Annotated in this window: 3 protein-coding genes; all 3 read left to right on the top strand. The window is 66.5% G+C overall.

The window, feature by feature from the left end; translation table 11 throughout:
- Window positions 1–170 precede the first annotated feature (170 nt).
- A complete protein-coding gene (locus FKP22_RS25985; protein WP_141290716.1) occupies window positions 171–917 on the top strand; it encodes a DsbC family protein in 747 nt (248 codons plus the stop codon).
- Window positions 918–1,030: 113 nt separating this feature from the next.
- The gene (locus FKP22_RS25980) at window positions 1,031–1,504 is read left to right on the top strand and encodes a DUF3429 domain-containing protein (RefSeq protein WP_141290714.1); all 474 of its coding nucleotides are present in this window, start codon (window positions 1,031–1,033) and stop codon (window positions 1,502–1,504) included.
- A gap of 36 nt (window positions 1,505–1,540) precedes the next feature.
- A partial coding sequence (locus FKP22_RS25975; protein WP_141290712.1) for a M61 family metallopeptidase occupies window positions 1,541–2,935 on the top strand: 1,395 nt, incomplete at its 3' end.

The following is a 2,935-nucleotide window of genomic DNA, read 5'->3' as shown; positions in this document are numbered from 1 at the left end:
AATGGGCCATGGCGCGCGCCACCGATGGTTTGTGGAATTTGTTCACGCCCGATCACCCAGGGCTGCGGGAACTTCGCAACCGCGGCCTGAGTCTCGTCAACCAGCTGGCGCCGGTGAAGCGCTGGCTCGCCAGCCACGCGCTGGATGTCTGAAGCCCACCAGGACCTGAAATGACTTCCTTCTCTCGCGCGGCCACTGCCGCATTGCTGGGCGCGCTGTCGCTGGCCTTCGCCGGCACCACGCTGGCCGATGAAGCCGCGATCCGCAAGACCCTGGCCGACCGCATGCCCGGCCTGCCCAAGATCGACGAGGTCAGCAAGACCTCGATGCCCGGGCTGTGGGAAGTGCGCATGGGCACCGACGTGGTCTACAGCGATGACACCGGCAACTACATCATCGAGGGCTCGCTGTTCGAGACCAAGACCAAGAGCGACCTGACCAAGGCCCGCATCGACAAGCTGACCGCGATCGACTTCGACCAGCTGCCGGTCAAGGACGCGCTGGTGGTGAAGCAGGGCACCGGCGCGCGCAAGATCGCCGTCTTTGCCGACCCGAACTGCGGCTACTGCAAGCGCCTGGAAAAGGACTTGCTGACGCTGAAGGACGTGACGATCTACACCTACGTCATTCCCATCCTGGGTGGTGACTCGCCTGCGAAGTCGCGTGACATCTGGTGTGCCAAGGATTCGATGAAGACCTGGCGCAACTGGATGATCGACGGCGCGCAGCCGCCGAAGTCGATTGGCGAGTGCGATTCCACCGCCATCAGCCGCAATTCCGAGCTGGCGCGCAAATACAAGGTCAACGGCACGCCGGCCATCGTCTTCGAAGACGGCACCCGTTCGCCGGGCGCGATGCCGGCAGCGGCCATCGAGAAGCAACTGGGCGCCCAGAAGGTCAGCAGCAGCAAGGGCTGAGCACCGGCCCGGAAACCTGGCCAAAGGAAGCGGTGGGAAGCCTGTCTTTTTCCCGCTTCTGTGTTGCGCAGCAGCCGCTGCGGCAGCTTGACATGCGGTCACAATGGCGGTTCATGAGCCTCCTGTCCGCCTCCGGTCCTGCCCACCCCACCTTGCCTGAGGCGGCCGAGCCGCCGCCGCGGGCCCGCTGGCTTGCCTACCTGGGCTTGCTGCCGTTTTTCCTCGGTGCGCTGGTGATCTGGAACCTGCAAGGCGAGGACCGGGACCGGCTGGCCCTGGTCCTGGCCAGCTACGCTGGGGTCATCGTGGCCTTCCTCGGCGGCATTCACTGGGGCCTGGCAATGCGTGTCGATCCTCAGGGGCCGCGCAGTTTCGGCTGGGCGGTGGTGCCGCCCATCGTTGCCGGTGTCGGCATGGCGATGCCGGCTGCGGCCGGGCTGGCCTTGTTGGGGCTGGCGCTGGTGGTCTGCTACCTGGTTGACCGCCGCTTGTACCCCGCAGGCGGCATGGCCCACTGGCTGACGCTGCGTTTTCGCCTGAGCATGCTCGCAGCGCTGTGCTGCTTCCTCGGTGCCGCTGGCGCCTGAGCTTCGGCGGACCCTCCGTCAGACACCCACTGAACGATGATTGCCTACCGCATTGACGTGGCCGACGCGGCCACGCACCGTTTTCGCGTCACGCTCAGCGTGCCGGCACCCGAAGCCGAAACCACGCTGAGCCTGCCGGTGTGGATCCCGGGCAGCTACATGGTGCGCGAGTTCGGCCGCCACCTGAGCCAGCTGCAAGCCACGCAGGGCAAGCAGCCGGTGGTGCTGGAGCAACTGGACAAGACCACCTGGCGCGCCGCCTGCAAGGGCCGCGGCACGCTCACCGTGCAGTACGAGGCCTATGCCTTCGACACGTCCGTGCGCACCGCCTACCTGGACGACAGCCGCGGCTTCTTCAACGCCACCAGCCTGTGCCTTCGCGTGCACGGCCAGGAAGCGCAGCCGCACCAGGTGCAGATCGGCACGCTGCCCAAGGGCTGGGATGTGGCAACGGCCATGCCCGTGGCCGAAGGCAAGCGCAGCTACCTGAGCGCCGACTACGACGAGCTGGTCGACCACCCGTTCGAGCTGGGCACGTTCTGGCGCGGCGAGTTCGAGACGAATGGCGCGCGGCACGAGTTTGTCGTCTCCGGTGCCTGGCCGGGCTTCGACGGCGAGCGCCTGCTGGCCGACACCAAGCGCATCTGCTCCACCCAGATCAGCTTCTGGCACGGCAAGAAGAAGCCGCCGTTCAAGCACTACGTGTTCATGCTGAACGCGGTGGAGGACGGCTATGGCGGCCTGGAGCACCGCGCCAGCACCGCCCTCATTGCCAACCGCCGCGACCTGCCGCGCGCCGGCATGGAAGGACTGCCGGACGGCTACCTGACGCTGCTGGGCCTGATCAGCCACGAGTATTTCCACACCTGGAACGTCAAGCGCCTGAAGCCGCGCGAGTTCCTGCACTACGACTACACGCAGGAAAACTACACCCAGCTGCTGTGGCTGTTCGAGGGCTTCACCTCCTACTACGACGACCTGATGCTGGTGCGTGCCGGCATCCTGGACGCGCCGCGCTACCTGAAGCTGCTGGCCCGCACCGTCAACGGTGTGGGCGCGTCGCCAGGCCGCCAGGTGCAGAGCGTGGCCCAGTCCAGCTTCGATGCCTGGGTCAAGTACTACCGCAGCGACGAGAACACGCCGAACTCGACCATCAGCTACTACACCAAGGGCTCGCTGATCGCCTTGCTGCTGGACCTGCGCTTGCGCGCCAACGGCAAGACCACGCTGGACGACTTGATGCGCCACCTGTGGACGCAGCACCTGGCCAGTGGCGTCACAGAAGAAGCCGTGTTCGCCGCGGTCACCGAGCTGGACAGCGCCGCATTGGCCGACGAACTGCGCAGCTGGGTGCATGGCCGTGGCGAGCTGCCGCTGTTGGCTGCCCTGGCCGCGGCTGGCGTCGGCCAGGGCAGTGAAGCCGCAGGCTGG

Origin of the sequence: Ideonella azotifigens, assembly GCF_006519715.1 — a bacterium.
Classification (GTDB): Bacteria; Pseudomonadota; Gammaproteobacteria; order Burkholderiales; family Burkholderiaceae_C; genus Ideonella; species Ideonella azotifigens.
This window is presented reverse-complemented; position numbering and strand designations above follow the sequence as displayed.